Source organism: Stenotrophomonas sp. YJH_SMC_133, assembly GCF_059370655.1.
This window is the reverse complement of sequence record NZ_JCAFTW010000001.1, coordinates 241301-263076: the sequence shown is the minus strand read 5'-3', so window position 1 is coordinate 263076 and position 21776 is coordinate 241301. Positions and strand designations below refer to the sequence as shown.

Below are 21776 nucleotides of genomic sequence, written 5' to 3'. Positions count from 1 at the left end.
GCCGGCCGCTGGCCGGCAGCCCCCTACGTGCAGACCCATGGGTAGTGCCGGCCGCTGGCCGGCAGCCCCCACGTGCAGACCCATGGGTAGTGCCGGCCGCTGGCCGGCAGCCCCTTACGTGCAGACCCATGGGTAGTGCCGGCCGCTGGCCGGCAGCACTTGCATGTGGCCGTCAAGCAGATGCCGGCCAGCGGCCGGCACGACCGTTACGCGTCCAGCGCCTGCCGCAGCGGGGCCAGGAAGTCTCCAGCACGCTGCGCGGCCTCTTCAGCCGAGCCCGCTTCGGCCAGCACCGCCACCAATGCACTGCCGACCACCACGCCATCGGCCTGGCGCGCCATCGCCGCCGCACTGGCGGCGTCCTTGATGCCGAAGCCAGCAACCACCGGCACTGAAGCGCGCGCGCGCAGGGCCTGCAGGCGGGCACTGGCGGCATCGCTGTCCAGGCGTTCGGACGCGCCGGTGACACCGGCAAAGCTGACGTAGTAGAGGTAGCCACGGGCCAGCGCCAGCAGCTTGTCGGCCCGCGCTTCGCTGGTGGTCGGCGACGCCAGCAGGACCAGTGCCAGGCCGGCTGCATCGAAGGCCTGCTGCGCTTCAACCGCTTCTTCCGGCGGCAGGTCGACCAGCAGTACGCCGTCCACGCCTGCGTCGACGGCGGCCTTGGCGAAGGCCGCGTAGCCATGGATCTCCACCGGGTTGAGGTAGCCCATCAGCACCACCGGGGTCTGCGCGTCGCGCTCGCGGAACTGCGCCACGGCCTGCAGGACGTAGCGGCTGCCAGCCCCCCGTGCCAGCGCGCGCTCGGAGCTGCGCTGGATGGTCGGGCCATCGGCCATCGGGTCGGAGAACGGCACGCCCAGCTCGATCACATCGGCACCGGCCTCAACCAGCGCGTGCATGACCGGCACGGTGGCCTCCAGCGAGGGATCACCGGCAGTGATGAAGGGAATCAGCGCCTTGCGCTGCTGCTCGCGCAGGCGCTGGAAACAGGCATCGAGTCGGGATACAGGCATCTCAGGCACATCCTTCAATCAGTTCAATCGCATCACTGGTCCCCCAGTACATCTGGATGACCTTCCCTTCAAACAGTTCCACCCGGATGCCAAGGGCCGAGCCCGGGTCCTGCCAGGTGAGATACTCGCCCTGCTCACCATCGTAGGCATGCGGGCTGGACACAGGCGGCTTCGGGAACCGGGCAATCGCCTGGGCGCGGGTCATGCCGACGCGCAGGCCGAATGGACCTGGCTGCTGGGTCGGCGCCCCACTTTCCGGATCCAGGCCGAGGTCGAAACGGACCACCCGATCTTCATCGGTCATCATCGACACGCCGGGCGGCAGCCCCTTGCCGTCGTAGTATTCGCAGCTACCGCCGATGGCTTCGACAGCCCCTTGTGCCGTCCACGGCCCGAAGGCCTTCAGATCGGTCATGTGCTGCCCGATCAATACCTCGCCGGCATGGTCCAGCGCCACCGAGGCCACCGCTGGTGCGTCATCGCTGTCCGTATCGTCCACAGACGGCGGATCGTCGATCGGCGTGCGCGCCATCGGGTCGAGGTCATCATTGGCGGCAGGCTGCTGCGCCGGCTGCGTGGTGGCCTTGGCGGCCGGCGCCAGTACCGGTGGCTCCGGCGGCTGGCACGCGGCCAGCCCAAGCGCCAGCAGCAGCACGCCGCTGTTCCGCAGCCGCGCGCTCACAGCACCAGCCCTTCGCGCGCAGCGATGGTGTGCACGTCCTTGTCGCCACGGCCGGATAGATTGCACAGCACGATCTGGTCACGCGGTCGCTCACGCGCCAGCTTGATCGCCTGTGCCAGCGCATGGCTGGACTCCAGTGCCGGCAGGATGCCCTCGGTATGCGCCAGCAGGTGGAAGGCCTGCAGCGCTTCCTCGTCGGTGATGCCCAGATAGCGTGCGCGACCGGTATCGGCCAGGAACGCGTGCTCCGGGCCGACGCCCGGATAATCCAGGCCGGCTGATACCGAGTGGGTCTCGATGATCTGGCCGTCGTCGTCGCACAGCACATAGGTGCGGTTGCCGTGCAGCACACCCGGGCGACCGGCAGCGATCGACGCGGCGTGACGGCCGGTGTTGATGCCATCACCGGCGGCTTCGGCGCCGACGATCTCGACCTGGCGGTCGTTGAGGAAGGCATGGAACAGGCCGATGGCATTGCTGCCGCCGCCCACGCAGGCGGTGATCGCATCGGGCAGGCGGCCGTACTCGGCCAGCATCTGCTCGCGCGCCTCACGGCCGACGATGGCATTGAAGTCACGAACCATGCGCGGATACGGATCCGGGCCGGCCACGGTGCCGATGATGTAGAAGGTGTCCTGCACGTTGGTCACCCAGTCGCGCATGGCTTCGTTGAGTGCGTCCTTCAGGGTGGCCGAGCCGGAAGTGACCGGCACCACCGTCGCGCCCAGCAGCTTCATGCGGTAAACATTGATCTTCTGCCGCTCGATGTCGGTGGCGCCCATGTACACCACGCATTCCAGGCCCAGCCGCGCGGCAACCGTGGCACTGGCCACGCCATGCTGGCCGGCACCGGTCTCGGCAATGATGCGCTTCTTGCCCATCCGCGCGGCCAGCAAGGCCTGGCCGATGGTGTTGTTGATCTTGTGCGCGCCGGTGTGGTTCAGGTCCTCGCGCTTGAGCAGGATCTGCGCGCCACCGACGTGATCGCTCAGGCGCTGGGCGTGATAGATCGGGCTCGGCCGGCCCACGTAGTGCGCCAGATCGCGGTCATAGGCCAGCTGGAATGCGGGATCCTGGCGCGCCTGGTCATAGGCCTGGGCCAGTTCCTGCAGCGGGCCGACCAGGGTTTCGGCAACGAAACTGCCGCCATAGCGGCCGAAGTGGCCCTGGGCATCCGGGAAGGCGTGATAGTCGGCAATGGGGGAGGCAGACATGGATACGACCGGTGGTTCAGACAGGTGGATACTCTAGCGCACAGGTCATGACCGGAAAATGGATATTATCTGGCGCATATCGTCAGGAAATCTCACATGAGCCGTTCCCTGCTGCCTCCCCTCAATGCGCTGCGCGCGTTCGAAGCGACGGCCCGCCTTGGCGGCGTTGGGCGCGCCGCGCAGGACCTGCACGTCACCCACGGCGCGGTCAGCCGGCAGTTGAAGCTGCTGGAGGATCACCTTGGCCTGGCGTTGTTCCAGCGGGCCGGCCGTGGCCTGCGCCTGACCGCTGCGGGCACGCGGCTGCAGGCAGCATGCAGCGAGGCCTTCAGCGGCATCGAAGACTGCGTGCGCGAACTGCGGCGGCCGACAGCAGCCCCGGCGCTGGTACTGGGCTGTAGTGGCAGCGTGCTGGCGCGATGGATGATTCCACGACTGCCAGCATTGCAGGCTGCCCTGCCCGGCGTGCGCCTGCAGTGGTCGGCACTGGATGGCAGTTTCACCGAAGCGCAGGCGGCGCTGGACGCGGTGCTGCTGCTGGCGCAGGGCCCGTGGCCACGAGGCTGGCAGGTACGCGAGCTGGCGCCGGAACGGGTCGGCGTGGTGGTGGCGCCATCGCATCCGGCCGCGCAGCGCCTGCGGCATGCACCGCCGTCGGCGCTGCTGCAGGAGACGCTGCTGCACACCAGCTCACGGCCGCAGGCATGGCCGGCATGGGCACAGGCGCACGATCTGGACGTGTCGAAGCTGCAGCTGGGCACCGCCTTCGAGCACCTGTACTACCTGCTGGAAGCCGCGGTGGCCGGGCTGGGCCCGGCAATCGCACCGGAACCGCTGGTGGCCGAAGACCTGGCCGCAGGCCGGCTGGTCGCACCGTGGGGATTTACCGCCACCGGCGGCTTCTGGGTGCTGGCGCGGCCGGATGGCCCGGCCGATGCACGGGTGGACGCCCTGGCCGACTGGGCAGCAGCACAGCTGCGATGAGACAAGGCTCCGGGTGGCGTTCGCCCCCGAAGCCGGCAACACAAGCCTCAGCGCCCCCCCATCGCGACCCGCTGCTGCTCCTCATGCACCTGCTGCTGGTGCGGCGGATCTGCCAGCGGCTTGGCACCGGTCTGCTCCAGCGGCGGTGGCGCCTGAGCCAGACCGATGGCGGTGCGGAAGCCCGGCGTCGTGCCCATCACGAACGCCTTGCCATCCTGCACCGTGATGCTCTGCAGCTTGTCGGCCGCATCGATACCGTGATTACATTCCGTTGGAAAACACGTCGAGCACGTCCGCACTGACCCAGCCCTGCGCGCAGTTCCCGGCGTAACGTCCCGGCGCCGCCACATGGCAGGCCTCGCCCCCCGTGTTCGCCAGGCCAGTGATCGGCCTGTCGCCATAGGTGTCACACAACGTGTTGCCCTTGCACTTGCCGACCGTTGCTGCGGGAACCGCCACGACGTAATAGAACAGCGGATTCTGTCCGGTACGCCCGATGCCCTGCACGCAGACCAGCTGCCCCTTCGACAGCTTTGCGGTCACGCTGGCCTTGCTGCCGGTGGATGGCACCGCATTCAACGTCTCCACGCCCTTGGCGTCGGCTACGCCCGCGAAGAAGCCCTGGTCGCCACAGTCCGGCGACAGTTCGACATCGTAGAAATCACCGCTGTCCACATCGCCGGCCGTGCAGCCGCTGCCCGTATTGGCGTTGCTGCATTTCACGCCACTGGCCTGGATCAGCGCCGCCAGGCTGTCGGCAGCCGGTGCTGCCGCCGGAACCGTCGCCGGTGCTGTGGCGGCTGCGCCTGCCGGTGTGGCAGCGGCCGGTGCCGATGCAGTCGGGGCGGAAGAGTCACCGCCCGCACACGCGCCCAATGCAAGCAGCAGGCCGGGCATGATCGTCAGGCGGGCCAGGCGGATACGGTGGGAAGAGAGATGGGGCATATCCATTGCGTCCTCGTTCGAAAGCCAAGGCGTATCTCAGGGGTGCGGCCAGCGACACGCACACCGCATCGCACCCAGCCAGGTCAGGCCGGGCCCATTGTGTCCGATCAGTTGCTCGGGGGTGTCGACTTCCTGGCGCTGGATCCTGAATTACCCGAAAGTGGGATGCTCACCGCATTCAGTAGACGTCCGCCTTCATGGCACGGCACGCGACAGGCAAGAACACAGACCCGGCGGAATGCACCGTCGGCGATGACGTTCCGGGTGCGCCCTCAGGGGGCGCGGATCACTCCAGGACCGTGCAGTCCGCGCGGCGCACTTCCTCGACGAAGGTGCGCATCCTGTAACCGTCCTTGATGCCCGGCTCCAGTTCGATGCCGCTGGACACGTCCACGCCCCAGGGAAGCGTGGCCAGCACAGCGTCGTAGACGTTTTCCGGGTTCAGCCCACCGGCCAGCAGGAACGGCCGGTGCAGGCCGGTCGGGATACGGCCCCAGTCGAAGGCCACGCCGGTACCGCCGCCGCCGCCGGGAGCGTGGCTGTCGAACAGGAACCCCGCCGCGCTCGGGTAACGCAGCTGCAACGTGCGCGCATTGACCTCTTCCCGGCCCCCCATGGCAATCGCCTTCAGGTAGGGCATGTTGAAGCTGCGGCAGAAGCTCTCGTCTTCCTCGCCGTGGAACTGCAGCAGGGTTGGCCGCACCGTGCGCAGCACCTCGCGCACCTCTTCCTTGCTGTTGTTGCGGAACAGGGCCACCACATCAACCATCGGCGCGATCGCCTGGCGCATCGCGCGTGCTTCGGCAGGCGCAACCCGGCGGCTGCTCTCGCGGGCAAAGATGAAACCCACTGCGTCCACGCCCAGCTCACCGGCCAGGCGGACATCGCCGGCACGGGTCATGCCACAGAACTTGATGCGCGTGCGGTAGTAGGAGCGGCTCATAGCGTGACCTCGGCGGGCAGATGCCAGTTGTCGGGGTACAGGGGCCCAAGGAACACCAGGCCCTGCGGCGGTGCGGTGGGACCGGCTACGGTGCGATCGCGCCCGGCCAGCAGTTCGGCGATCCATTCCACCGGTTTTTCACCGCTGCCCACCAGGATCAACGATCCGACGATATTGCGGACCATGTGATGAAGGAATGCATTGCCCTGCACGGCCACTTCAATCACTTCGCCCTGGCGGCTGACCTGCAGTGATTGCAGCTCACGCCGCGCATGCAGCGCCTGGCACTGCACGGAGCGGAACGCGCTGAAGTCATTTTCGCCGATCAGGGCCTGGCCGGCGGCGTGCATCAGCGTCTCGTCCAGCGCCCGGCGCTCCCAGCTGAGGGTCTGCCGGTCCAGCGCCGGCCGCACCTCGCGGTTGAGCAGGCGGTAGCGGTAGCGGCGCGCGCGTGCCGAGAAGCGGGCGTGGAAATCGTCGGCCACCGGCACGCACCAGCGCACCGCGATCGAGCGCGGCAGGCGGGTGGTGGTGCCCAGCATCCAGGCGCGCGGGTCGCGCACCACGTCGGTATCGAAATGGACGACCTGGCACTGGCCATGCACGCCGGCATCGGTGCGGCCGGCGCAGACCACCTGCAGCGGCGTATCGGCCACCGACGACAGGGCCTGCTCAAGGCTGGCCTGCACGCTGGGACCGCCCTCGCCCAGGTTCTGCCAGCCCCTGAAATCGCTGCCGTCGTATTCGACGCCAAGCGCGTAACGCATGTGCTACCTCGATATTGCGTATGGGGCGGCGCTCAGGCCGGATCGCGTTCGGACCAGACCGCCAGTTCGTTGCCACCGGGCTCGACGAACTGGAAGCGGCTGCCACCGGGGAAGGAAAACACCGGGCGCACGATCTCGCCGCCGGCGTCGCGCACGGCGGCCTCGACCGGTGCCAGTGCGTCGGCATACAGCACCAGCAGCGGTGCGCCGCTGTCGCTGGCCCGCTGCGGCTGGCCGCGGAAGAAGCCGCCCTGCAGGCGGCCATCGTCGAACGCCGTGTAGTCGCTGCCGTAATCGACGAACGACCAGCCGAACACCTTCTCGAAGAAGGCGCGGCTTGCGGCCGGGTCGCTGGAAGCGAATTCAACGTAGTCGATGCGACGCTCGCGGCTCATGGCAGGGTCCTTGTCGGCAGGTTCGGTCACGGCAGGCGGGCCAGCAGTTCGCGGGCCTGGGCCTGGCTGTGCAGGTCACCGCCTTCGGCGACTTCCAGCAACAGGGTGCGCGCGGTCTGCGCGTCGCCCAGATCGAGGTAGGCAATGGCCAGTTCCAGGCGCTCCTGGCCGGCACGCGGCGACCAGCCCGCGTCGCCGGCGGGCGCGGCCGCGCTCGGCGCGATATCGTCGGAATGAGAAGCGTCGACGCTGCCGTGGTCGATGCTGTCGATGGCCTCGGGATGTACGGTATCCGCCGGAGCCTCGTTCTCATGCGCGTCAGCCGGCAGATCGAACACTCCGCGGAACTGAGGCTGCTGTTCGGCATGCAGTGCGTAGTCCGGCACCGCCACTTCGGCCGGCGCCTGCGGTACAACGCGTTCGTCCTGCAGCGGCTCGGCGACGACAACCTCGTCGCCGGTGGTTGCGGAATCGTCCCAGCGCGGCAGATTGGTCACCGCTTCGGGCAATGCCACCGCGTCCTCGTCGCGCAGTGTCTCGGCCTGCCATTCGGCCCGCACCGCGTGCTCGGCGACGGGTTCGGCGACCACCACGTCGTGCACTTCGGTTTCGGTCGCCCAGGCAGGCATCACCGGTTCCTGGCGGCCATTGTCGGCAACAGCCGACGACCACGAGGACTGCTCGGCCACCGTATCCAGCGCCGCACCTGCCGGCACCGCTGCGGCCAGGCCGGCGGCATCGTCTTCCTCACGCAGCGGCGGCAGCGGCGACGGCTTGCGACGACGCAGCAGCCAGGCCGCGCCCGCCGCCAACAGCAACACCGGCAGCCCCAGCCAGTACCACGGCGTTGCCGCATCACGGGAACCCGGCGCCTGTGCCAGGCGCTGCTGCGCGGCGGCCAGGTCGTTGTCCTTCATCGCGATCAGCGATTGCTGCTGTTCCTTCAGCTTCTCCAGATCGGCCACGCGCTGCTTCAGTTCACCGATCTCGGCATCGCGGGTGGCGATGTCCTCACGCGCCTGTCGCAGTTGTTCGTTGCCCAGCATGTCACCCTCGCTGCCGGCAGCGGTGCCGGTGGTTGTGCCCGCGTGCGCGGCGTCGGACGCCAGCGCCGGAGCGATCTCAAGTCGTGCCCCGTTGGCGGCAGCCGGGGAAGAAGCGTTCGCGGTTGCCGCCTTGGCGGCCGGCGCGACCGCACCCGCCGGTTGCGGCACGGTGCGCGCCTGCCGCCATTGCGCGGCGTGCTCGCGTACCAGCGCGGTGGCCTCGGCGGCATCGACAGCGGCAAGCGCATCGCTGCCCGGCACGCGCAGCACCGCGCCCTGCTTGAGCAGATTGACGTTGCCACGGATGAAGGCTTCGGGATTGGCGCGCAGCAGGGCGATCATCGCGCGGTCGCGGCTGACCTGGTTGCCACGCGCCACCGCGCTGGCGATCTGCGACAGGGTCTGACCGCGCTGTACGGTGACGCTGCCATCGGCCGCCGGTGCAGCGACCGGCGCGGAGGCCGCACGCGGGCGTGCCGGTGCAGGCGCCACCGCAGGTGGCGGCGTAGTGGGCGCCTCCGCCGCTGGCACTGTTGCCGAAGCCGGTGCCGGTTCGCGCACGATGGTATTGGAGAGCGTGCCTGCCGGCGCGACGATCTCCGGCTCGGCCACGGCCAGCGCGCTGGACGGCGCGTCGACCAGCGCGGAGTACTCGCGCACCAGGCGGCCCTGGCCCCAGTCAGCTTCGATCAGGAAGCTCAGCGACGGCGTCTCCACCGGGGCCTGCGAGGTGACGCGCACCACCGCCCTGCCCTGCGCATTGCGGGTCAGCTCGAACTGCAGCTCGCTGACCAGCCCGGTCGGCCGTTGCAGGCCGACGCGTTCGAAGGTGACCGGCGAGGCCAGCGCCACGCGCAGGTTTTCCAGTTCGGACGGGTCCGCCGACACCACCGGGATTTCGGCCAGCAATGGCTGCCCCGGCTTGGACAGGACACGGATGTCTCCCAGGCCCAATGCGAGTGCCGAACTGCTGGCCAGGGCCAGCAGCGCAGTGGAAAGATAGAGGAGCGGGCGCTTTGCGCCCCTGGCCCGTTTATTCATGGGCGACACTATAAAGCGTGCGGACCGGGGTCCGCACCCACCGGAAAGACCCTTTAGGCAGTGCCGGCCGCTGGCCGGCATGCACTCCGGCACATGGATCACGGCAATGCCGGCCAGCGGCCGGCACTACCGGTGAGGCAACCGCTGTGATCAGCGCTGCTCGGCGGCGACCAGCTCGGCCAGCTGCACGGCATTCAACGCCGCGCCCTTGCGCACGTTGTCCGACACGATCCACAGGTTCAGGCCGCGCGGGTGCGAGAGGTCCTCGCGGATGCGGCCGACGTACACCGCGTCCGTGCCCGAGGCGTGGGTGACCGGGGTTGGGTAACCACCGGCTTCGTGACGATCCACCACTTCGATGCCCGGCGACTGCTCCAGCAGCGCGCGCGCTTCGGCGACGGTGACCTTGTCGCGGGTCTCGATCGCCACCGACTCGGAGTGGCCGTAGAACACCGGCACGCGCACCGCAGTCGGGTTCACCAGGATGCTGTCGTCGCCGAGGATCTTGCGGGTTTCCCAGATCAGCTTCATTTCTTCCTTGGTGAAGCCATTGTCCTGGAAGTCGTCGATGTGCGGGATCAGGTTGAAGGCGATCTGCACCGGGAAGCGCTGCGGATCGATTTCCTGGAAGCTCAGCAGCTGGCCGGTCTGCTTGCCCAGTTCCTCGGTAGCCGAACGGCCGCCGCCGGACACCGACTGGTAGGTGGAGACGTTGATACGCTCGATGCCGTACTTGCGGTGCAGTGGCGCCAGCGCCACCAGCATCTGCATGGTCGAGCAGTTCGGGTTGGCGATGATGCCGCGCGGACGGTTGGCCACCTGTTCCGGATTGACCTCGGACACCACCAGCGGCACGTCATCGTCGTAACGGAAGGCCGAAGAGTTGTCGATCACCACCGCACCGGCAGCGGCGAACTTCGGTGCGTATTCCTTGGACACACTGCCACCGGCCGAGAACAGCGCGATCTCGACGCCGCTCGGATCGAAGGTGGCCAGGTCCTGGACCGTGACCTTCTGGCCGTTGAATTCGATCTCGCCGCCGGCCGAACGCTCGGAAGCCAGGACGCTCAGGGTACCGACCGGGAAACCACGCTCGGCCAGGATCGACAACATGGTCTCGCCGACCGCACCGGTGGCACCGACGACGGCGACGTGGAAACTGCGCTGTGCATTGCTCATGGGGGAACTCTCACGAAAACGGGAATGGGGAAGAAACACGCACAACAGCTGGGTTCGGGGAACCTCCTCAAGCGGGGCGCGCGGAGGTTCCCTATCGTTTCCCGGTTTTTTTGCCCAGCGTCACGCGCGCGGCCATCGCCGCATCAGCGTTGATCGCGCTCGGCATGCGCGACGGGCCGCCGTCCAGGCCGAGCCCGGCAACCAGATTATCCACGGCCAGCTGTACCATCGCCGTGCGCGTGGCCAGCGAGGCGCTGCCGATGTGCGGCGTGAGCACGACATTGCGCAGCGCCAGCAGTTCGGGGCGCACCGCCGGCTCACCCTCGTAGACATCCAGGCCGGCAGCGGCCAGACGGCCTCGGGCAAGCGCGTCGGCCAACGCCAGTTCGTCGACGATGCCGCCGCGGGCGATGTTCACCAGGGTGGCTGAGGGCCTCATCTTCGCCAGCGCAGCCGCATCGATGATGTGATGCGAGGCCGGCGTGTAGGGCAGCACGGTGACCAGGTGGTCGGACTGCGCCAGCAGCGTGTCCAGGTCGACGTAGGTCGCGCCGAGCGCAGCCTCGGTCTCGGCCGGAAGGCGCGAACGGTTGTGGTACAGCACCTTCATGCCGAAACCATGCGCGCCGCGGCGGGCGATGCCCTGGCCGATGCGGCCCATGCCGAGGATGCCCAGCGTGCTGCCATGGATGTCTGCGCCAAGCATGGTCTGGAACGACCATTGCTGCCACTGGCCTTCGCGCAGCCAGCGCTCGGATTCGGTGATCCGGCGCGCGGTCGCCATCAACAGGGCGAAACCGAGATCGGCGGTGGTTTCGGTCAGGACGTCCGGCGTGTTGCTGGCGAGGATGCCGGCTGCGCTGAGCGCATCGACATCCAGGTTGTTGTAGCCGACGCCGACATTGGCGATCACCTGAAGCTGCGCGGCATCGGCCACCTGGGCCGCACCGATGCGCTCGTTGAGGGTGATGATCGCGCCGTCGACGCCGTCCAGCTGTTCGGCGATCTGGTCGGGCGACCAGGCGGTGACCGCATCGGTGCTGCGCAGCTGCACGCGATCGCGCAGCGGCGCGATGGCCGCGTCGATCAGCGGCTGGCTCACCCACACGGTCGGCCGCGTGTCAGCCATCGATCTGCCCGGGAATGCGCGGGGTGATCGTGCCGACATCGCCGCACTGCGCGCGATGGCGCAGCGCCTGGTCCATCAGCACCATCGCCACCATCGCCTCGGCGATCGGGGTGGCGCGGATGCCGACGCAGGGATCGTGGCGACCGGTGGTGACCACCTCGACCACGTTGCCGGCGGTGTCCAGCGACGGGCCCGGCAGGCGCAGGCTGGAGGTCGGCTTCAACACCATCGACGCAACCACCGGCTGGCCGGTGGAGATGCCACCGAGGATGCCGCCGGCGTGATTGCTGGCGAAGCCCTGTGGGGTCAGCAGGTCGCGATGTTCGGTGCCCTTCTGTGCGGCGCTGGCGAAACCGTCGCCGATCTCAACGCCCTTCACCGCGTTGATGCTCATCAGCGCGGCGGCCAGTTCGCCATCGAGCTTGCCGTAGATCGGCTCGCCCCAGCCCGGCGGCACGTTGTCGGCGACCACGTCCACGCGCGCGCCGACCGAATCACCGGACTTGCGCAGCGCATCCATGTACGCCTCCAGCTCGGGCACCTGTGCGGCATGCGGCCAGAAGAACGGATTGTCTTCCACCGCCGACCAGTCGAAACCAGCCGGGGTGATGTCGCCCAGCTGCGACAGGTAGCCGCGCACGGTCACGCCGAAGCGTTCGGCCAGCCACTTCTTGGCGACCACGCCGGCGGCCACGCGCATGGTGGTCTCGCGTGCCGAGGAACGGCCACCACCGCGCGGGTCGCGGATGCCGTACTTGTGCCAGTAGCTGTAGTCGGCATGACCTGGCCGGAACTGCTGGCCGATGTTCGCGTAATCCTTGCTGCGCTGGTCGGTGTTGCGGATCAGCAGCGCGATCGGGGTGCCGGTGGTCAGGCCCTCGTACACGCCGGACAGGATCTCGACCTCATCGGCCTCGCGGCGGGCCGAGGTGTGCCGGCTCTTGCCGGTCGCGCGACGCTGCAGGTCATGGCCGAATTCGGCCGCGTCCAGCGCCAGCCCCGGAGGGCAGCCATCGATCACGCAGCCGATGGCCGGCCCGTGCGACTCACCGAACGTGGTGACCGTGAACAGCTTGCCGAACGAATTGGAGCTCACGGGCGCTGCGCCGCCAGTTCGGTGATGCGCGCGCTGTGGGCGATCAGCTCGCGGCACTCGACCGCGAAGATGCCCATCTGGCCGACCTTGAACTCGATCCAGGCGAAGTCGACTTCCGGCAGCAGCTTGATCAGGTGCTGCTCGGATTCGCCCACTTCGCAGATCAGCAGGCCGTCCTCGCTCAGGTGCAGCGGGGCGTCACGCAGGATCTTCAGCACCAGGTCCAGGCCGTCGTCGCCGGCACGCAGGCCCATTTCCGGCTCGTAGGAGTATTCCTGCGGCAGGGCATCGGTTTCGTCGTTGGTGACGTACGGCGGATTGGTGACGATCAGGTCGTAGTGGCGGACGGTCAGGCCGTTGAACAGGTCCGACTTGAGCAGAGTGACGTTGTGCGCCTGCAGGCGCTCCTTGTTTTCTTCGGCCAGCGACAGTGCATCGTCGCTCAGGTCGACGCCGTCCACTTCCCAGTTCGGATAGTAGTGACCCATCGCAATGGCGATGCAGCCCGAGCCGGTGCACAGGTCCAGCGCACGGCTGACATCGCGGCCGGCCAGCCACGGCTCGAAGCCGCATTCGATCAGTTCGGCGATCGGCGAGCGCGGCACCAGGGCGCGCTTGTCGCTCTTGAAGCTCAGGCCGGCGAACCAGGCCTCACCGGTCAGGTAGGCGGCCGGGATGCGTTCGTCGATGCGACGCTGGAACAGCTCCAGCACGCGCAGCTTCTCGGCCTGCAGCAGGCGCGCCTGGCCATAGGCCGGGCCGAGGTCATGCGGCAGGTGCAGGCTGTGCAGCACCAGCTGGGTGGCCTCGTCCAGCGCGTTGTCGTAGCTGTGCCCGAAGGTCAGTCCGGCTTCGTTGAAACGGCTGGTGCCGTAGCGGATCAGATCGATGATCGTGTGGAGTTCGGCGGCCGTTTCAGCGGTCATGGCGGTACTGCGGGCAAAGTGGCCCCCGATTATAGGGGCTGGCGCCCGTGGCGGCATCCGTTGCGGCGGAAACGATTCGGGCCACAGCCGGTATGATGGGGCCCACTTCGCGCGGGAGCCCCCATGTTCAATCGCAACGCCGGCATCATCCTGCTGATCGCCCTGGCGGCGGGTCTCGGTCTGCTGGCCGCCCAGCAGCTGTTCGCGCCGAAGCCGCCGGCCAATGCCCCGGCCACCGAAGCGATCACGCTGTACCCGCAGCCGCGCGAACTGCCCGACTTCAACCTGGCCCAGTCCGACGGCACCCGCCTGATCCCGGGCGAACTGAAGGGCCACTGGACCCTGGTATTCCTGGGCTTCACCTTCTGCCCGGACGTCTGCCCGACCACCCTGGCCGAGCTGGCCGGCGCGCAGAACCAGTGGGAAGCCCTGCCCGACAGCCTGCGCCCACGCGTGTTGTTCATCTCGGTCGACCCCGACCGCGACAGCGCCACCCGCCTCGGCGAGTACGTGCACGGCTTCCACAAGGACACCCTGGCCGCCACCGCTGACGTTCCCTCGCTGGAGCGCTTCGCCACCTCGTTGGGCTTCGTGTTCCAGAAGGTACCGGGCAAGCATTTCGACGAGAACCCCGAGGATTACACCGTCGAGCATTCGGCCAGCCTGGCCGTGCTCGACCCGCAGGGCCGCCTTGCCGGCCTGGTACGCCCCCCGTTCAACGCGCCGGCCATTGCCCGCGACCTGCAGAAGCTGACCGAGAAAACCGCCCCATGAGCCTCACCACCGCCCTGACGTACGCCCTGCCACACCGCCTGCTGTCCTCGATGGCGCGTTCGCTGGCGTACTCGGACGATCCGCGCGTATCGCGCTGGCTGATCGACACGGTCACCCGCAAGTTCAACGTCAACCTGGACGAAGCGGCCAACCCGGACCCGCGCAGCTATGCGACCTTCAACCAGTTCTTCACCCGTGCGCTGAAGCCGGGCGCGCGCGTGGCTGACGCCGATCCGCGCAGCCTGGTGATGCCGGCCGACGGCCGCATCAGCCAGCTGGGGAAGATCGAGGCCGGCCGCATCTTCCAGGCCAAGGGCCAGTCATTCACCGCTGCCGAACTGCTGGGCAGTGACGAGGACGCCAAGCCATACAACGATGGCCTCTACGCCACGGTGTACCTGTCGCCGCGCGATTACCACCGCGTGCACATGCCGTGGACCGGCACCCTGCGTGAGACCGTGCACGTGCCGGGGCGCCTGTTCAGCGTTGGTCCGGCGGCAGTGAACGGCGTACCGCGCCTGTTCGCCCGCAACGAGCGCCTGGTCTGCCACTTCGACACCAGCTTCGGGCCGATGGTCAGCGTGATGGTCGGTGCGCTGCTGGTGTCCGGGGTGGAAACCGTGTGGAGCGGCGAGGAGATTCCGCACTATGGCGACCGCATCACCCGCAAGGACTACCGCGGCCAGGGCATCAGGCTGGAGCGCTTTGCCGAGATGGCGCGCTTCAACTACGGCTCCACCGTGATCGTGCTGCTGCCGCCAGGCGTGGCTGACTTCGCCCCGCAGTTGGGCGCTGAAAGCCCGGTGCAGCTGGGCCAGGCGCTGGCCAGGCTGCGCTGACAAAAAGGGGACGGAGGGGATTAAGTCGTTTATGCATAAACGACTTAATCCCCTCCGTCCCCTTTTTCGATCCAACGCGTCGAGCATTGCCGGCCAGCGGCCGGCACTACCGGTACGCGCGTTACTGCAGGGACGGGGCCGGACCGACGTCCATGCCGTCGTAGTCTTCCACGCCCTTCTCCGCGGCCAGCGCTGCGAATTCCTGGTTGCGGCGGTCAAGCGAGGCTTCGTCGTGGATCTCGACGCGCTCCACATGCAGCACGTGGAACGGCGCGTCGCCCTCTTCCGGATCCTGTTCGAACAATTCCACGAAGGTGTAACCCTGCGCCTGCAGGTGCTGCGCCAGTGCCTGCAACGGCTCGGCAGTGGAGTGCACGAAGAAGTACCCCCACAGCAACGGGCCGGTGATGTCCCAGTCGGTGTTTTCGCGGAGGTTGGCGAACAGGTTGCGGGTGTCTTCGAGGTCCATGCGGATTCCAGGGTAGGGGATTACTTGTCGCAGCCCTGCAGCTTCAGCGTCTGGCCGTGGCGCAGGCTGTAGGCCGGGGCCTTCAGGCCGTTGGCACGGGCCAGGGTGGGCACGTCGCACTGGAACTTGGCCGCGATGGCGCCCAGGGTTTCACCCCGGCCCACCTTGTGGCTGCGCACCGGCTTCGGGCGCGCCGCCGGGCGCGGCGTGGCCACCGGAGCGACCGGCGTGGTCGGCACGCTGGTGGACGCGGCCGCATCGGCCACCGGCACCACGCCGCCCACGGCCACGCTCCCGGTGTAGCTGGTCGCGGTCGGGCGCTTGATTGCTGCGTTCAGATCGGCGGTGATCAGCGTCCGGGCCAGGTCGGCACGCGGGCCACTGACGCAGTTGCGCTGGTACAGGCCGGCGATGCGGGTGGTGGCATTGATCAGCGTGCCGGCCGGGATCCAGCCATCGGCCTCATAGCGCGGGTTGAGGTTGCGCAGCGCGCGCATGTAGCCATCGCGGGTGCCGTGGCTGCCCAGGCAGATGGTCAGTTCGTAGATGGTGGTCGACTTGGCCAGGCGCAGCGTGGCCGGTTGCGCGCTGATCTTCGGGAACTCCACGCCGTATTGCTGCGGGTGCAGGAAGATCCAGGCCGCGGCGATCACCATCGGCACGTAGTCCTTGGTCTCGCCGGGGAACTGGTTGTAGACGCTGTCGGTCCAGAAGCTCTGCCCGGCGCTCTGCTTGAACACGCGCGCGGCGCGGCCTTCGCCACCATTATAGGCGGCCACCGACATTTCCACGTTGTTGTTCAGTTCGCGCAGGCGTTCGTTGAGGTAGCTGGCGCTGGCTTCGGCGGCGCTGCGCGCGTCAAAGCGGGTGTCGAAGCCGGTGCCGTCCGGGCCGAGGCCGAAGCGGCGGCCGGTGGCCGGCATGAACTGCATCAGGCCCGCCGCGCCGGCGCGCGAGGAGGCATGCACGCGGCCGTTGGATTCCTTGGCCATGATGCCGAACAGCAGCGCTTCGGGCAGGCCACGCTTCTCCCACTCCGGCCACATCACCGCACGCAGGTTCTGGTAGTTCTCGTAGCTGGTCAGCAACGCCGGGCGCATGTCGGTCAGCCAGCGGCGGATGCCGGCCTGCACCGCCGGGTTGTATTCGACCATGCTGTCGAAGGCGTGCCGCTTGTCGTTCAGCAGCGCGGCAGCGCGCGCGGCCTCCGGTACGTCGGCGGTAAGCGGGCCGATGTGGTCGGGGTCGGCTTCCAGGCGATCACCGCCCTCGTCGGCCACGTCATCGCTGGCGGCCGCGTCGGCGTCGTGCTTGAGCAGGCGCTTGTAGCTGGCCAGCAGGGTGCCCATCTGGCAGCCCTTCTGCTTCACGCAGTCGTTGAGGACATCTTCCATGTCCTCCAGCGCGGCGTCGGCTTCGTTGCTGCCCTTGGGGTCGGCATTGGCGACCAGCAGCAGCGCATCGCTGTAACGCTTCTCGGCGACGGTCATGCGCTGCTGCAGCGCATCCACCTTCACCTTGTCCCGGGCCGAAACCCGCTGCGCATGGGCGTCGGGCGCCAGGGAAACCAGGCCGGCCAGGGCCAGCAGCGGCCAACCGCGGGAAATCAGGACAGGAACGGGCATTGATGGCACTGTGTGCGAAACAGGCAGGCAGAGTAGCGGCGCCGCCAAGGTCCGGGCAAGCCGACCTTCGGACCGTCACCGCCGGCGGTTAACATTGGGCTATTCACCACAAGGGCTGGACCATGGATCCGATTCTGCTCGGCAAAGGCATCACCGACGATGTGGCCGTCACCCTGCTGCCGAGACTCGGCAACCGCCACGGCCTGGTGGCCGGCGCCACCGGTACCGGCAAGACCGTGACCCTGATGACCCTGGCCGAGGGCTTCTCGCGGCTGGGCGTGCCGGTGTTCCTGGCCGATGTGAAGGGCGATGTGTCCGGCCTGGCGGTGCCCGGCACCGGCGCCGAGAACCTGCTCAAGCGCGCCGCCGAGATCGGCGTGGCCGACTACGCACCGGCCGCCAGCCCGACCATTTTCTGGGACCTGTACGGCAAGCTCGGCCACCCGGTGCGCACCACGGTCAGCGAGATGGGCCCGACCCTGCTGGCGCGCATCCTCGAGTTGAACGACACCCAGTCCGGCGTGCTCGACATCGTGTTCAAGCTGGCCGACGACCGTGGCCTGCTGCTGCTGGACATGGACGACCTGCGCGCGCTGCTCGGCCTGGTGGCCGAGGAGCGCAAGGACATCTCCACCGAGTACGGCCTGGTCAGCGCGCAGTCCATCGCTGCGATCCAGCGGTCGGTGCTGCGCCTGGCGCAGGATGGCGGCGAGAACTTCTTCGGTGAGCCGGCCCTGGAACTGGCCGACATCATGCGGGTCAATCACGACGGCCGCGGCATGATCGGCATCCTTGCCGCCGACCAGCTGGTGCTCAAGCCGAAGCTGTATTCCACCTTCCTGTTGTGGCTGCTGTCGGAGCTGTTCGAGCAGCTGCCGGAGGTGGGCGACCTGGACAAGCCGAAGCTGGTCTTCATCTTCGACGAAGCGCACCTGCTGTTCGACGATGCACCCCCGTCGCTGGTGCAGCGCATCGAGCAGGTGGTGCGCCTGATCCGCTCCAAGGGCGTGGGCGTGTACTTCTGCTCGCAGTTCCCTGATGACGTACCGGGCAACATCCTCGGCCAGCTCGGCAACCGCGTGCAGCATGCGCTGCGTGCATTCACCCCGCGCGACCAGAAGGCAGTGAAGACTGCTGCCGAGACCTTCGTGCCGAACCCGAAGCTGGACGTGGCCAAGGTGCTCAGCCAGCTCGGTACCGGCGAAGCGCTGGTGTCCACGCTGCAGGACAAGGGTGTGCCGATGCCGGTGCAGCAGACGATGATCGCGCCGCCGCGCTGCCGGATGGGGCCGATCACCGACGCCGAGCGTGCCCAGGTGCGTGCCGGCAGCCCGGTCGGCAGCCGCTACGACACCGCGATCAACCGTGAATCGGCCGCCGAACTGCTGGCCCAGCGTGCGCAGAAGACCGTCGAACAGGCGCAGGCACCGGCCGCGCGTAGTCGCGAGCAGGACGAAGCGCAGGAAGGCGGTTTCGGCCAGGCAATCAAGGACGCGATCTTCGGCACCAAGCGCCGCCAGGGCATGATCGAAACCATGGCCAAGCAGACCACGCGCACCGTCGGCACCAAGCTGGGCAACCAGATCGTGCGTGGCATCCTGGGTGGCATCTTCGGCGGCAAGCGCTGATCCGCCACTACTGGGGTCGGATCCCTTTCCTGCGGAAAGGATCCGACCCCATCGTTCCCCTGAAAAGAAGTCGCACCACATGTCGCGTTGGCGTCCCCCTGCAGAAAAGAGTACCGCCCTGATCACCGCCTCCGGCCATGCCCGGCTGAAGGCCGAGCTGGATGACCTATGGCGTGTGCGCCGCCCCGAGGTGGTGAAGGCACTGGCCGCGGCCGCTGCGGAAGGCGACCGTTCGGAAAACGCCGAGTACACCTATCGCAAGAAGCAGCTGGGCGAGATCGACCGTCGTGTGCGCTACCTGACCAAGCGGTTGGAATCGCTACGCGTGGTTGATACCACGCCGACCGATCCGCTGGCGGTGTTCTTCGGCGCATGGGTGGAACTGGAGAACGTGGACAGTGGCGACACCAGCCGCTATCGCATTGTCGGCCCGGATGAGACCGACGCAGGCCTGGGCTGGATCAGCATCGATTCGCCGCTGGCGCGTGCGCTGCTGAAGAAGCGGCTGGATGATGAATTTTCGGTGGAACTGCCCGGCGGCCAGTTCACCTTCGCGGTGATCAGCGTGGAATACGAACCGCTGTAGCGTCGACTGTCAGTCGACTACCGCGCCAAGCGCGGCACAAACCTCCGCAGCCGGACGGTAAGCGCACCGCGCTCCTCATCGCGGTTGATGACTCGCCGAAGCCACCTGTCGGGCGTTCACGGCCTCGGAACGAAGAGCAGTCGACTGACAGTCGACTCTACATAGCCCTGTGCAACGGCGGCGGGTACTGGCGGCCGGCCCGCAGCGGGCGGAAGTACGCGGCATCTGCATAGAAGGCGGCATCCTGTCCCTGGTGCCAGCCCGGGATTCCCGCCAGCGGCAGCGGACGCAACTGCAGGGGATCTGCCACTGCCCTGCCCTCGGCGATGGCCGCGGTCACTGCGTCAACGCAGGCATCATCGACTTCACCGTGCACCACCACGCACTTGCCGACCAGCAGGCGCCCCGGTAGCAGCGCCTGCTCCATCAGCGCGTGCCCGAATATCGCAGCGATAGCGATGTCACCACTCTGCCAGCGCGCAGGCTCGAACAACGCCGGCCAATCATGCACGTCCCATGCGGCCAACACGTCCTCATCGCGCACACGCACGATCACACCGGTTTCGTCGAACTGGGTCAGCGCGGCCTGCGCGCGATTGCGCTGGCCCGGCGGCATGGATGCGATATGCCTGCACTGCTGCACATTGAGCACCTGCTTGAGCTGCGGGTAACGGGCCCACACCAGTGCATTGAACAGGTCATGCCAGTTGTCGGCGCGGGTGGCGATGCGCCCCTGTGCGATGCGGGCTTCGTAGTGCAGGCCGTCGGCCAGCAGCGCGGCATCCTGCTCGACCAGGTGCTTGCCGGGCAGCGTGAGGCGTGCCTCGAGCGCTGCAATGGACGGCCACTCGGGGCTGGCCAGCAGGTCATGGACGTCGCGCAACCCGGCAAACACCGGGTGCGCGAACACCTGCGGATCGACCGCCGCACGCGGCGGCGGCACGAAGCGGCGCACGCCGCTGCCGTCACCGGCGGCGGTCGTCGCTGCGGTCACAGCATCTTGAGATCGAATGCCGGGCGGGTAGCGGCGGGCAGCGCATCACCGTACAGGTCGTGCTCGTCGCTCTCGGTGATTTCCACGTCGACGAACTCACCCACGCGCAGCGGCACCTGGTCGGCATTCTGGATGTGCACCAGGCCGTCGATCTCCGGCGCATCGGCCTTGGAACGGGCCACGGCGATGTCACCTTCGATGGCGTCGACCAGGCACTGCTGCACGGTACCGATCTTGGCTTCCAGGCGCGCGGCGGAAATCTGCGCCTGCTTCTCCATGAAACGGGCCAGGCGTTCCTGCTTCACTTCTTCCGGCACCGCATCGGGCAGGTCGTTGGCGGTGGCACCTTCGACCGGTGAGTAGGCAAACGCACCGACGCGATCCAGCTGTGCCTCGTCCAGGAACGACAGCAGTTCTTCGAACTCGGCCTCGGTCTCGCCGGGGAAGCCAACGATGAAAGTCGAACGCACGGTGATGTCCGGGGCGATGCGGCGCCAGTTCTGCACGCGCTCCAGGGTCTTTTCGACCGCACCGGGGCGCTTCATCAGGCGCAGGATGCGCGGGCTGGCGTGCTGGAACGGGATGTCCAGGTACGGCAGGATGCGGTTCTCGGCCATCAGCGGCACCACCTCGTCCACATGCGGATATGGGTAGACGTAGTGCATGCGCACCCACGCATCCAGCTCGGACAGGCCTTCGCACAGCGCCTTCAGGCGGGTCTGGTAGGCCTTGTCGCGCCACATCTTCTCGGCGTACTTCACGTCCACGCCGTAGGCCGAGGTGTCCTGCGAAACCACCAGCAGCTCGCGCACGCCACCACGCACCAGGCGCTCGGCTTCACGCAGCACTTCATCCACCGGGCGCGAGACCAGCTTGCCGCGCATCGACGGAATGATGCAGAAGCTGCACTTATGGTTGCAGCCTTCGGAGATCTTCAGGTAGGCATAGTGGCGCGGGGTCAGCTTGATGCCGTAGTCCGGCACCAGGTCCACGAACGGATCGTGCTTGGGCGGCAGTGCTTCATGCACCGCTTCCATCACGCTCTGGTAGTCCTGCGGGCCGGACACCGCCAGCACGTTCGGGTAGGCCTCGCGGATCTGCTCCGGGCGCTTGCCCAGGCAGCCGGTGACGATGACCTTGCCGTTCTGGTTCATCGCCTCGCCAATCGCGTCCAGCGACTCGGTCACCGCCGAATCGATGAAGCCGCAGGTGTTGACCACCACCACGTCGGCCGAATCGTAGGACGGGACGATGTCGTAGCCCTCCGAGCGGAGCTGGGTAAGGATGCGCTCGGAATCGACAAGGGCCTTCGGGCAGCCAAGGCTGACGAAGCCGACTTTGGGGTTCAGCTGGGACATGGAATCGCGGGACTCTGGAGGCCTGGGCCCCTGCCGGCATGGCAGGGGTTCCTGGGGGCCGGGGCCTGAAAGGGCGCCAGTATACCGGGGTTGGCGGCCGGGCTCTGAACGGCCAGCCGCCCGATCGCGCACAGCCGCTG

Annotated in this window: 21 protein-coding genes and 1 pseudogene; 5 read left to right on the top strand and 17 right to left on the bottom strand. The window is 67.9% G+C overall.

Annotated features, from left to right (window positions below; translation table 11 throughout):
• Window positions 1-206 precede the first annotated feature (206 nt).
• The 3 genes from trpA to trpB are packed head-to-tail and all read right to left on the bottom strand — an operon-like array spanning window position 207 to window position 2912.
• Window positions 207-1016: a tryptophan synthase subunit alpha gene (trpA, locus tag AC5P78_RS01130; protein WP_012480887.1), complete on the bottom strand. Its 810-nt coding sequence runs from the start codon at window positions 1014-1016 to the stop codon at window positions 207-209.
• A 1-nt stretch (window position 1017) separates the two neighbouring features.
• Entirely contained in the window at window positions 1018-1698 is a 681-nt protein-coding gene (locus AC5P78_RS01125; protein ID WP_099473472.1) for a hypothetical protein, read from the bottom strand.
• Window positions 1695-2912 carry a tryptophan synthase subunit beta gene (trpB, locus tag AC5P78_RS01120; RefSeq protein ID WP_005410476.1) on the bottom strand — a complete coding sequence of 406 codons (1218 nt, stop codon included), beginning with the start codon at window positions 2910-2912 and terminating at the stop codon, window positions 1695-1697. The genes AC5P78_RS01125 and trpB overlap by 4 nt, the downstream gene beginning before the upstream one ends.
• A gap of 96 nt (window positions 2913-3008) precedes the next feature.
• Here trpB and AC5P78_RS01115 point away from each other — a divergent pair, with 96 nt between their 5' ends.
• A complete protein-coding gene (locus AC5P78_RS01115; RefSeq protein ID WP_024958314.1) occupies window positions 3009-3896 on the top strand; it encodes a LysR family transcriptional regulator in 888 nt (295 codons plus the stop codon).
• A gap of 47 nt (window positions 3897-3943) precedes the next feature.
• On the opposite strand, the pseudogene AC5P78_RS01110 reads toward AC5P78_RS01115, so the two are convergent.
• From AC5P78_RS01110 to prmB, 10 genes and pseudogenes are all read right to left on the bottom strand, one after another.
• Window positions 3944-4156 (bottom strand): annotated as a pseudogene (locus AC5P78_RS01110) (peptidoglycan-binding protein); the annotation flags it as partial.
• A gap of 1 nt (window position 4157) precedes the next feature.
• Entirely contained in the window at window positions 4158-4847 is a 690-nt protein-coding gene (locus AC5P78_RS01105; RefSeq protein WP_076739729.1) for a hypothetical protein, read from the bottom strand.
• A 280-nt stretch (window positions 4848-5127) separates the two neighbouring features.
• The gene (locus AC5P78_RS01100; RefSeq protein ID WP_005410480.1) at window positions 5128-5784 is read right to left on the bottom strand and encodes a phosphoribosylanthranilate isomerase; all 657 of its coding nucleotides are present in this window, start codon (window positions 5782-5784) and stop codon (window positions 5128-5130) included.
• Window positions 5781-6551, bottom strand: a complete 771-nt coding sequence (gene truA / locus AC5P78_RS01095; protein WP_012480891.1) for a tRNA pseudouridine(38-40) synthase TruA — start codon at window positions 6549-6551, stop codon at window positions 5781-5783. Before truA ends, AC5P78_RS01100 begins: the two co-directional genes overlap by 4 nt.
• A gap of 32 nt (window positions 6552-6583) precedes the next feature.
• Window positions 6584-6946 carry a VOC family protein gene (locus tag AC5P78_RS01090; protein ID WP_005410482.1) on the bottom strand — a complete coding sequence of 121 codons (363 nt, stop codon included), beginning with the start codon at window positions 6944-6946 and terminating at the stop codon, window positions 6584-6586.
• A 26-nt stretch (window positions 6947-6972) separates the two neighbouring features.
• Window positions 6973-9033, bottom strand: coding sequence for a FimV/HubP family polar landmark protein (locus tag AC5P78_RS01085; RefSeq protein ID WP_414498367.1), 2061 nt, complete (start codon window positions 9031-9033; stop codon window positions 6973-6975).
• A gap of 150 nt (window positions 9034-9183) precedes the next feature.
• Complete coding sequence (locus AC5P78_RS01080; protein WP_049397021.1) at window positions 9184-10212, bottom strand: aspartate-semialdehyde dehydrogenase; 1029 nt, start codon at window positions 10210-10212, stop codon at window positions 9184-9186.
• 91 nt (window positions 10213-10303) lie between these two features.
• Window positions 10304-11341, bottom strand: coding sequence for a 2-hydroxyacid dehydrogenase (locus AC5P78_RS01075; protein WP_108270361.1), 1038 nt, complete (start codon window positions 11339-11341; stop codon window positions 10304-10306).
• Window positions 11334-12437 (bottom strand): chorismate synthase, encoded by a 1104-nt coding sequence (gene aroC, locus AC5P78_RS01070; RefSeq protein ID WP_012480895.1) that lies wholly within the window; start codon window positions 12435-12437, stop codon window positions 11334-11336. The genes AC5P78_RS01075 and aroC overlap by 8 nt, the downstream gene beginning before the upstream one ends.
• Entirely contained in the window at window positions 12434-13363 is a 930-nt protein-coding gene (gene prmB, locus AC5P78_RS01065) for a 50S ribosomal protein L3 N(5)-glutamine methyltransferase (RefSeq protein ID WP_495217143.1), read from the bottom strand. Before prmB ends, aroC begins: the two co-directional genes overlap by 4 nt.
• 123 nt (window positions 13364-13486) lie before the next feature.
• Here prmB and AC5P78_RS01060 point away from each other — a divergent pair, with 123 nt between their 5' ends.
• Window positions 13487-14137 carry an SCO family protein gene (locus tag AC5P78_RS01060; RefSeq protein ID WP_005410488.1) on the top strand — a complete coding sequence of 217 codons (651 nt, stop codon included), beginning with the start codon at window positions 13487-13489 and terminating at the stop codon, window positions 14135-14137.
• On the top strand, window positions 14134-14976 hold the full coding sequence (gene asd / locus AC5P78_RS01055; protein ID WP_049451986.1) for an archaetidylserine decarboxylase: 843 nt from the start codon (window positions 14134-14136) through the stop codon (window positions 14974-14976). Before AC5P78_RS01060 ends, asd begins: the two co-directional genes overlap by 4 nt.
• Before the next feature lie 121 nt (window positions 14977-15097).
• Here the strand turns inward: asd and AC5P78_RS01050 are convergent, their stop codons facing one another.
• Together AC5P78_RS01050 and AC5P78_RS01045 are read right to left on the bottom strand one after the other, a co-directional pair.
• Entirely contained in the window at window positions 15098-15445 is a 348-nt protein-coding gene (locus AC5P78_RS01050) for a ribonuclease E inhibitor RraB (RefSeq protein WP_005410490.1), read from the bottom strand.
• 20 nt (window positions 15446-15465) lie between these two features.
• Complete coding sequence (locus AC5P78_RS01045) at window positions 15466-17070, bottom strand: transglycosylase SLT domain-containing protein (RefSeq protein WP_044570661.1); 1605 nt, start codon at window positions 17068-17070, stop codon at window positions 15466-15468.
• Between the two features lie 122 nt (window positions 17071-17192).
• Between AC5P78_RS01045 and AC5P78_RS01040 the strand changes: the two genes are divergently transcribed.
• Both AC5P78_RS01040 and greB read left to right on the top strand, forming a co-directional pair.
• Window positions 17193-18698 (top strand): helicase HerA-like domain-containing protein, encoded by a 1506-nt coding sequence (locus AC5P78_RS01040; protein WP_279915533.1) that lies wholly within the window; start codon window positions 17193-17195, stop codon window positions 18696-18698.
• A gap of 79 nt (window positions 18699-18777) precedes the next feature.
• On the top strand, window positions 18778-19284 hold the full coding sequence (greB, locus tag AC5P78_RS01035) for a transcription elongation factor GreB (RefSeq protein WP_279915534.1): 507 nt from the start codon (window positions 18778-18780) through the stop codon (window positions 19282-19284).
• A gap of 157 nt (window positions 19285-19441) precedes the next feature.
• Here the strand turns inward: greB and AC5P78_RS01030 are convergent, their stop codons facing one another.
• The gene (locus tag AC5P78_RS01030) at window positions 19442-20278 is read right to left on the bottom strand and encodes a DUF3025 domain-containing protein (protein ID WP_138969940.1); all 837 of its coding nucleotides are present in this window, start codon (window positions 20276-20278) and stop codon (window positions 19442-19444) included.
• Window positions 20275-21636 carry a 30S ribosomal protein S12 methylthiotransferase RimO gene (rimO, locus tag AC5P78_RS01025; protein ID WP_049436796.1) on the bottom strand — a complete coding sequence of 454 codons (1362 nt, stop codon included), beginning with the start codon at window positions 21634-21636 and terminating at the stop codon, window positions 20275-20277. Before rimO ends, AC5P78_RS01030 begins: the two co-directional genes overlap by 4 nt.
• Between the last annotated feature and the right edge of the window lie 140 nt (window positions 21637-21776).

Coding starts and splice junctions, on each gene's coding strand:
- prmB (WP_495217143.1), bottom strand. CDS start 13,363: ATGACCGCTGAAACGGCCGCCGAACTCCACACGATCATCGATCTGATC.
- AC5P78_RS01100 (WP_005410480.1), bottom strand. CDS start 5,784: ATGAGCCGCTCCTACTACCGCACGCGCATCAAGTTCTGTGGCATGACC.
- rimO (WP_049436796.1), bottom strand. CDS start 21,636: ATGTCCCAGCTGAACCCCAAAGTCGGCTTCGTCAGCCTTGGCTGCCCG.
- trpB (WP_005410476.1), bottom strand. CDS start 2,912: ATGTCTGCCTCCCCCATTGCCGACTATCACGCCTTCCCGGATGCCCAG.
- AC5P78_RS01105 (WP_076739729.1), bottom strand. CDS start 4,847: ATGGATATGCCCCATCTCTCTTCCCACCGTATCCGCCTGGCCCGCCTG.
- AC5P78_RS01075 (WP_108270361.1), bottom strand. CDS start 11,341: ATGGCTGACACGCGGCCGACCGTGTGGGTGAGCCAGCCGCTGATCGAC.
- AC5P78_RS01115 (WP_024958314.1), top strand. CDS start 3,009: ATGAGCCGTTCCCTGCTGCCTCCCCTCAATGCGCTGCGCGCGTTCGAA.
- greB (WP_279915534.1), top strand. CDS start 18,778: ATGTCGCGTTGGCGTCCCCCTGCAGAAAAGAGTACCGCCCTGATCACC.
- asd (WP_049451986.1), top strand. CDS start 14,134: ATGAGCCTCACCACCGCCCTGACGTACGCCCTGCCACACCGCCTGCTG.
- AC5P78_RS01040 (WP_279915533.1), top strand. CDS start 17,193: ATGGATCCGATTCTGCTCGGCAAAGGCATCACCGACGATGTGGCCGTC.
- trpA (WP_012480887.1), bottom strand. CDS start 1,016: ATGCCTGTATCCCGACTCGATGCCTGTTTCCAGCGCCTGCGCGAGCAG.
- AC5P78_RS01085 (WP_414498367.1), bottom strand. CDS start 9,033: ATGAATAAACGGGCCAGGGGCGCAAAGCGCCCGCTCCTCTATCTTTCC.
- AC5P78_RS01060 (WP_005410488.1), top strand. CDS start 13,487: ATGTTCAATCGCAACGCCGGCATCATCCTGCTGATCGCCCTGGCGGCG.
- AC5P78_RS01045 (WP_044570661.1), bottom strand. CDS start 17,070: ATGCCCGTTCCTGTCCTGATTTCCCGCGGTTGGCCGCTGCTGGCCCTG.
- truA (WP_012480891.1), bottom strand. CDS start 6,551: ATGCGTTACGCGCTTGGCGTCGAATACGACGGCAGCGATTTCAGGGGC.
- AC5P78_RS01050 (WP_005410490.1), bottom strand. CDS start 15,445: ATGGACCTCGAAGACACCCGCAACCTGTTCGCCAACCTCCGCGAAAAC.
- AC5P78_RS01090 (WP_005410482.1), bottom strand. CDS start 6,946: ATGAGCCGCGAGCGTCGCATCGACTACGTTGAATTCGCTTCCAGCGAC.
- AC5P78_RS01080 (WP_049397021.1), bottom strand. CDS start 10,212: ATGAGCAATGCACAGCGCAGTTTCCACGTCGCCGTCGTCGGTGCCACC.